General features: G+C 28.3%; 8 protein-coding genes. All 8 read left to right on the forward strand.

What is annotated here, in order from left to right; translation table 11 throughout:
• The coding region (locus EG240_RS16570; RefSeq protein WP_158612041.1) for a hypothetical protein at nucleotides 1-2,655 on the forward strand (2,655 nt) is incomplete at its 5' end.
• On the forward strand, nucleotides 2,652-2,888 hold the full coding sequence (locus tag EG240_RS15860) for a hypothetical protein (RefSeq protein ID WP_125020312.1): 237 nt from the start codon (nucleotides 2,652-2,654) through the stop codon (nucleotides 2,886-2,888). The genes EG240_RS16570 and EG240_RS15860, both read left to right, overlap by 4 nt.
• Before the next feature lie 89 nt (nucleotides 2,889-2,977).
• Nucleotides 2,978-3,589, forward strand: a complete 612-nt coding sequence (locus EG240_RS16915) for a hypothetical protein (RefSeq protein ID WP_235830408.1) — start codon at nucleotides 2,978-2,980, stop codon at nucleotides 3,587-3,589.
• 11 nt (nucleotides 3,590-3,600) lie between these two features.
• Nucleotides 3,601-3,822 (forward strand): hypothetical protein, encoded by a 222-nt coding sequence (locus EG240_RS15870; protein ID WP_125020313.1) that lies wholly within the window; start codon nucleotides 3,601-3,603, stop codon nucleotides 3,820-3,822.
• 436 nt (nucleotides 3,823-4,258) lie between these two features.
• Nucleotides 4,259-5,173, forward strand: a complete 915-nt coding sequence (locus EG240_RS15875) for a hypothetical protein (RefSeq protein ID WP_125020314.1) — start codon at nucleotides 4,259-4,261, stop codon at nucleotides 5,171-5,173.
• On the forward strand, nucleotides 5,173-5,658 hold the full coding sequence (locus tag EG240_RS15880; RefSeq protein ID WP_125020315.1) for a hypothetical protein: 486 nt from the start codon (nucleotides 5,173-5,175) through the stop codon (nucleotides 5,656-5,658). The genes EG240_RS15875 and EG240_RS15880 overlap by 1 nt, the downstream gene beginning before the upstream one ends.
• Nucleotides 5,659-5,940: a deaminase domain-containing protein gene (locus EG240_RS15885; protein WP_125020318.1), complete on the forward strand. Its 282-nt coding sequence runs from the start codon at nucleotides 5,659-5,661 to the stop codon at nucleotides 5,938-5,940.
• Between the two features lies 1 nt (nucleotide 5,941).
• Entirely contained in the window at nucleotides 5,942-6,256 is a 315-nt protein-coding gene (locus EG240_RS15890) for a hypothetical protein (protein ID WP_125020316.1), read from the forward strand.
• Nucleotides 6,257-6,593: the final 337 nt, after the last annotated feature.

Raw genomic sequence — 6,593 nt, forward strand, 5'->3', positions numbered from 1 at the left:
GATGTAAATGTATTACCAAGTTTTGATATTAGTGATTATTTAGTTGGTGGAAAACTACCAACCGAAGATACCTTTGGCGATTTATCAACTTATAGCGAAGCACAAAATGCGATTATCAATGCGTATAAAGTTGCAAATAATGTAGAACAAGCCTATTACATTTTTGTAACCGACAAAGCATCGAGTACAGGGCAAAGTGGTTACATGAAACTAAACGGACAATTTGGTTTTGTGTTTGACCAAAATGCGTTAACCATTGCACACGAATTAGCCCATGGAGCCTTTAAGTTGGAACATCCGTTTAAAAAATTCAAAAACAAAGGAGTAAGTGAAAGAACAACCCAAAGCTTAATGGATTATCCTCCAGTGGCTAATTTCTTGTTTACCGATTGGAAACAAATAAACGACCCTGCGTTTAAATTGTATGCATTTCAAGGTCAGAGTGATGGGGAACATAATCCATTAGGGCATTTAGGAATTACTCCTAATGGGAAAATATTTGACCAATTCTTCTTAAATAATCATCGAATTAGTATTACGTATTTAATTTCTAAAAACTATACAATTAATTCTATTAAATATAACGATAGAATCTATGAGTGGAATACAAGTAAAGATGCTTTTGTTAATGGAGAAGTAACTATTACTACTAAGAAAATTAAAGTAGCAATAGATAATAAGGTGAATGTATATCAGTCTAGAAATAATGATAAATGCATCTATGATTATGCTTTAATTGAATGGACATCTGAAAACGAGAAGGCTTTAAACATATCTGAATTAATAGAAAATAAATTAGAATCATCATCATTTACAGGTTGGTTGCCATCGCCTTATGATGTTAGAGATGCGTCGTGTAGTAATAATTTTTCACAAGAAATATTATCAAAAGATAGACAGCCTTGTTCTTTAGAAAATGTAACACAAGGTTTGGCTATTTTAGAAACTGCTCTAACAAAAACGGATGGTGAGAAAGTTGCAGAACTTGTAAATCAAGTTTGTTTGAGTGCATTGAGAGGATTAGATCATAATAAAAAAGAAAATTTAATTATAAAAATAGCTTCTCAAGATAGATTAATAGAATCTTCAGAATTGGCTATTTTAAGGTTAATGACAGCGATTGATTCAAAAAATTATCATACGTTTTTTAAATTATTAGAACAAAATAACAACCAATTATTAAAGCATTTAATAGCTGAAATCGATGATGTTTCTGTTTACTTCTGGAAAGATAAAGAAAACTATACAAACTTCATGGGAGCGTTGGTTACTATGTTTAATCAAAATCCTGAATCTATTGCAAACAGATGGCCTTCAGATGATGACAGTTTTGCTTCTAGAGTTATTAATTTAGAGCCAATTATCTATAAAGATGAATCTTCTACATTATTGCTAATAGAAAGTAGTAAGTATAATAATGGTGAATACGATTCAAACACTGGACAAATTTCTTTATATGATATATATAAAATCTCTTCAGTTTCAATGGGAACCTACGTTTCAGTTAAAAATGAAGAATTTATTACTGAAGTTTCACCATTAACGCCACTTATTATAATTCCAAATAAAGGAAAATTACCGTTAATAGAAACTGCTTTAGGCGAAAATAGTTTAGACGGAAATGCTTATATTGTACCTGCCGTTTTCTTGAAATACACTAATGACAAAATTAGAAATGATTATATAGAAAAAGCAGTTATTACTACCTTAGATGTAGCGACAATTGCAGCAAGTGGTGGTACAGCCTTAGCTACCAAAGTTCATTGGGTTCGTAGAGCTTGGGCAATAGCCGAGGTTGCTGGTGCAGTAAGTAATATAACAGTAAATACCGTCCAAGTTTCTCCAGAAGCTAAAGAAATTGTAGATAATTTCAATTTGGCAATGGGAGTTATTGGTTTAAAAAATGTTGCTGTTGGTGGTTATAAATTTGCAGTAAAGCTACCAGAAACAACCAAAAACCTTTTAAAACAAAATAAAAGTTTAAGAGATTTATTATTATCTCAATATTTAGATTACAGAATTGCGATTACTAAGCTAAAGAATTCAGATGATTGGAGTAATCTTTCGACAGAAATAAGGCAGAATATTGCTAAACAAGAAAAAGCATTTATTGATATAACTGATGCTAAAAATATTCCTAATGATAAATGGGGTGTTCCAAAAGATGCTTTTATCAATGGAAAAACTAGCGAAGATATTTTAACTATTCCAAATGGAAGTAGACCTTTGCCTGAAACCTATTTGAGCTCAAGTTATATAAATGAACATTTGAAAACTTTTGAAGAAGGAGGAGCTTATTTAGTACCAAAAAAAGCATTAGATGATTATGGAAGGGATTTAATAGGTAGACCAGATAATAGTCAATTTATTATGTCAAAATCGGAGATGGATAATCTTTTATTAAAAGCTAATGGAAATTTAACTCATATTGAAACAGAATTAGGAATACCACCAGGTTTATGGAAAGATAAAGAATTAGTTCGAATAGATATACCTAACCCTAAAAATCTCAAATTGAGAATGCCTTCTGGAAATGAAGGAGGAGCAAATGATTTGTGGCTACCTGGAGGCTTATTACCAAAAGGTTACAAAGAAGCTGTTATTAATAGAATTCCAAAGGGAGAATATACTGAAACATTAACTAATATAAAATGAGAAAAGAAATAATAAAAAAAGATTGGGATTATAATTTTTATAAAAATGAAGATAAGTATATCCTATCAGTTTTATGTGGTACGGTTGGACTTTTTGAGATAAATATACAACTGAGTAAAGATGAGATTTCTGTATATAAAGAAAAAGGAGAAACTTATATTGATGAATTGGCTAAGAGTATTCAAAATTCACCCAGTAGTTTTAGCAATAGAAACTTGATAGTTGATAAATAATATTAAAGAAAATACTTACAACTAATCTTATAAATTTATCTGATGCTGAAAGAAAACTTGTAGCGGAACAAGAAAAGGTTTGGAAAGCTTTGGGGATAGCTGATAAATTAGATAATGCAGTATTGTACATTGATAATTTATTTAAAGGAGCAAGACAAAGAGCAATTGCAAAATATGGTAAAGAAGCTGAGGAATTAATATATGTGAAATTTAATAAAGATGGAGGTGCAGCGGCTGAAATTATTGACCATTACGGTCAATTAGGAATTGATGTGTTGAAAAAAGTTAATAAAATTGATGATACTGCAAAAGAATTAGTTAAGAATAAAACCGTTTATAGAGCTGTTAACGAAACTACGTATAATTTTCATAAGTTGAAGGCACAAGGAATAATAGATGCCTCACCTGAACAATATCCAACTTATGTATCGCTTGATAAATATAATAATGCTGATATTATTAAATCTAAATTGCAATTACCTAAAAAACCTACATGGGTAGCTGAATTTGATGGAAATCAAATTCTAAGTGATGTTAGATTGCCAAATGGGAAGTATTTAACGGCAGAATATAAGGAAGTATTATGTAAAAGCTATCCTGATTTAGGAGATGGAGGAGGTTCTCAATTTATAACTAATAGTCCTATTAAAATAAAAAGATTAATAAATCTTGAAACAGGGGAAGTTATTAATTTTAAATAAAAAAATAATTTATGAATAAAAATAAAATACTTAGTGATTTTAAAAATAAACTTGAGTTATTTTATAGAAATTTTGGGAGCGATTGGGAAATAAAAGATTTTTCAAAAAATGATAATATTCAAATAATGTTAAGAGATTACTTAATAATACTTGAAAAAAAAGGAGTAATAAAATTTCTTGATGACAATAAATTTAGAATAATTGATTTGCCATCAAATCATCTAGATATTTAATGAATATCAATACCGGTTTAGTTTAAATAAAGATGGTAACCCAGTTTTCGGAAGAAGTCGTTCAATTCCAGAAAGAATTGCAACTACAGATTTTGGTCGATTTTTAGCAAGTGTACAAAGTGAAATATTTGGAGATTATTATTTTGGATCGAATGAAAACCCTAAACTATATATTTCGCAAGGTGTATGGGAAGTTACGCAAGACTGTAAATGGACATCAAGTTTTGGAGATGGAGGTCATGAAGAATGTGAAACAAATCAAAAAATTATAAGACAAGAGCCTGTATATCTTAAACCTTTTGATGTTACAGTAATAACAGACGATTCTGATTTTAATTTAATCGAAGGATTACCAGGAGTAGACAAAGAAGTATCGGTTGTTCCAGCAATTTTACTTTAATATGCAAGTAGTAAAGGTGAAAATAACAATATAAAATTGTATGTAGAAAATACTTTAGATGTTGTAACTTTACTAGTACCAATATCAAAAGTTGTTACTGGTCCAAAATGGATTGCGAAAACGTTCACCTTTGTTGAAAAATGGGGAAAAGTAAATGCAGGAGCTAATTTAGCTATAAAGAACAGTCCATTAAATGAACAACCAGAGCTAAAAGGAGCGCTTGAAACATATAATAATGTAACGGCTATTGTAAATATAACAACACTAGCTGGAGGTGTCGGTAAAAATATAGTTGGAAAATTTTTAAAAGAAACTGATAACCCAGCTGTTAAAAATATTATAGTTGCAGAGGCTAGAAACGGTTCAGATGATGCACAAAAAATACTAGATGTAGAAGCCGAGCTAAAAGCATATAGCGAAACCAAATTAGGTAAAAATTGGTGGAAGAGTGTTGAAGATGTTGACAATGTAATAATTAAAGGAGATTATTTACCTCATGAATACAATCAAATCTTAAAACTAGGAGAAGATTTAGGTGGTGGTACTGCGGAATTTTATAAAGCTCAACAAGGAATAGAAGGTGTGTTCACAACTATAAAAAATGAAGTAATTCCCTTTTCTCTAAAACAAGTAACACCAAGCTTAGACACAAATAATGGAGTTAAAAATATTTTTAGAGAAATAAAAGACAATGCTTCTAAAATAAGAGAAGGTTATGCTAAAAGTGATATTATAATAAAGAAATACTGCAAATTAGGAGACAATCCTAATACAATTATAAGAATAGATGTTACTAATATGGATAAGATGGATATATTGAATTATTACGAAAGTATAGACGTAAGCAGACAGGCTTTACTATTTGGTGGCGAAGGAGTTTTTAAACAGATTAGAATAGTTGATAAAAATGGGATGGAAATAATTTTTGATAATTATAATTTAGTTAACTAATGTTAGGAGGAGATTTAAGCGTAGTTACTACAGAAAAAATTACAAAAATAGAGGATTTAATCAGATTTGTTTTTGGATTACAAAGTATATATAAAGTCTTTAATGAAGAAGAATTCAAAGATTTTAATTTATGTTATAGTGATTTTAAAAAAATTGAAAATTTTTTTAAAATCACTATAACTAGTAATAATTTTAACGATTTTTACCCAGCTAAGGAATATTTTGAGAATAAATATAGTAACGAAGAACTTCAAATTAAAATTACTAAAGCTGAAAAAATAGACCAACTGGTACACATTAAAATCAGAGCTAAAAATATAATAGAATTAAAACTAGGATTATATTTAAGTTTAGCTGTAGTTGCACTTACTGATGGAATTTTAAATTCTTCCTCATTTTCTGAATTCTTTCTATATAATCAAGAGCAAAATTTTTATACATCGGAAGAATGGAATGTAATTCTAATAAGATTTTTTCAAAAATAAATACGAAGTAGAAATAATTTTTATAAAGTTGATAAAAAGGGTCATATAAATTCAAGTGGAGCTTGGAGTCGAGAGTTTGATTCTGAATATGTTGGCTTAATTGAAATTGCTCAAAAACTAGGAGAAAAAAAAGAACATAAATTTCCTAATGTTAAAGGAAAAATCACTATTGCATCAGAACTTCCATATTGTATTTCATATCAAGGTGTAATACAAGATTTTGCTTCGATGTTTCCAAATGTTGAGATTTACCTTGTTGATGGTATTAAGAATTTAAAGTAAAATGAAGTATATAGATAAAGATACTACACCAAATTGTAAAGTTGAGAAAAAAAAATTTGAATGGGGAGAATCATATAATTATTATACTCCTATTTTTAGTATTAAAAATTTCTCAAAATCGAATTTAAAGAACTCAATAATTATTTTCGGAGAAAATAATTTTAAGAAACAATTATTATTGATTTATAATGCTATCATTAATCATGACGAGTTTGAAAAACTTAAAAATTATAAATATGAAGAAATAAAAAGGACTTCGATTTTAGAATTAATTAATTATTATTTTAAAAAAAATGAAACTTTAATTTCTCCATGAGAAAAATATGAAATAGGATTAAAAGAGAATGATTATTTGATATATTTTGAAGAAAAATTAGGTGATAATTTATATTATGTAAGTGATTAGATATCGTAAAACTTTTAAAAAACGATGATTTTAAGAAAATTTATAATGATTTAAAAAGTGGAGTTACACCACGAAGATTTATAAATGAATTAACTTTAGAACAAGAAGCAGCTTTTAAATTTTATACAAATACATCGTATTATAAATTTAATCAAGCTCTAATTGCTAATAGTAAAGCAGATGACTGGATATGCAAACAAAAAGTTCAGTATAAGTTAAGCTACATTTTTGTAAACATTATTTAAGT

Origin of the sequence: Paenimyroides tangerinum, from assembly GCF_003865405.1 — a bacterium.
GTDB classification, from domain to species: Bacteria; Bacteroidota; Bacteroidia; order Flavobacteriales; family Flavobacteriaceae; genus Flavobacterium; species Flavobacterium tangerinum.